Here is a 1,185-nt window from a genome sequence, read left to right as displayed (position 1 = left end):
TTGTTAAACATTACATTGAAATCGCTCTATTTGCCAAGTTTACGTCGTTTTTAAGTAATTGCTGGAGGTTATAAGATGGATAAAATCCTCTTTCGTACATGTAATTAAATATACGGGCATGGCTCAAGATTGCCATTTGCAATTGTTTTGCTAGAACGACCCTTAATTCTGGTGTAGCAGTTTCGGTAATAGCAACAGCATAATTTCGAACTGCAGTTTTTGAAAACGCAAGTAAATCACCTGCATAAAAGGCTTTGTCAAAATTTCTCTCTTCCTCATCTTCACGTGGTGCAAGCGGGTAAAATTGTAATAACTCCTTAAGGTTTGCTTCTAATTCTTTAATTGTTTGATGGTAAATAGCCTTTAATGTCGGACATTCAATCTTTTTTAAGCCTTTTTTTAGCTTCATTAATCCAATTGATGAAAATGCTACTAGCTCATGAAGCTCAAGTGTTTCATGCCATGCAAGTGTTCTTGGACTTTGTTTACCTGAATATTGATAGTGCATGTTTTTTCCTCCTAAAACGTTAGTCTACTCACATATATTCCAGGAGAGAAATTTTAGTTAATTGTCCTAGATGAATTGGGCGATTTGAAAAATATTTATAGTTTTTTATAATATCATTATGTAAACTAATCGTTTTGGAATTAGGTGTTTTTTTACACTTTATAGTCTTTTAAAACAACAGCTTGTACTAAACTTGCAAAAAAGAGGGTGACTCAACGGGATCTCCTCTTCAACAAACACTGACATATAGGAAACTAACCTTATCGTTTGTTTATATAATGTGTTTGAGGGGTCTAATCATTTGCTCCCTGAGCCACTCTCTTTTTTCTTTATTTTTTACTAGTTTGAGTTAAAACTATCAAACTTTAACTAGTTTTTAACCATTTGAAAAAACTAATTTTTCCTGTCCCTTCACACGAGGAACAAGAAATAAGTCCCTCACCAGAACATGAATCACACTTATGATTTCCATAGTCGAACCCTTCCCCAGAACAATTTTTACAATTTTCAAATCTAGTTCCATTACAACTTTTACACTTCATGAGGTTCCCTCCTGCGTCTATATTTTGGAGCAGCAAGTGAGAGTGAAATGAAATTAGTTGTGGCAAATTGTGAATGAATATGCTCCTGTTTATACATATTGTATAAGGTTGCTCGATATGAATAAACTATATTAC

1 protein-coding gene is annotated in these 1,185 nt (G+C 33.5%); it reads right to left on the bottom strand.

Translation table 11 applies throughout. The features are described from left to right. Positions 1–10: 10 nt before the first annotated feature. Complete coding sequence (locus tag HU235_RS22515; RefSeq protein ID WP_174881659.1) at positions 11–508, bottom strand: spore coat protein; 498 nt, start codon at positions 506–508, stop codon at positions 11–13. Positions 509–1,185 lie beyond the last annotated feature (677 nt).

This window comes from Metabacillus niabensis, from assembly GCF_902829255.1.
GTDB classification, from domain to species: Bacteria; Bacillota; Bacilli; order Bacillales; family Bacillaceae; genus Metabacillus; species Metabacillus niabensis.
This window is presented reverse-complemented; position numbering and strand designations above follow the sequence as displayed.

Bases quoted from the DNA above. Each gene is read 5' to 3' on its own strand.
- HU235_RS22515 (WP_174881659.1), bottom strand. From the start codon at position 508: ATGCACTATCAATATTCAGGTAAACAAAGTCCAAGAACACTTGCATGG.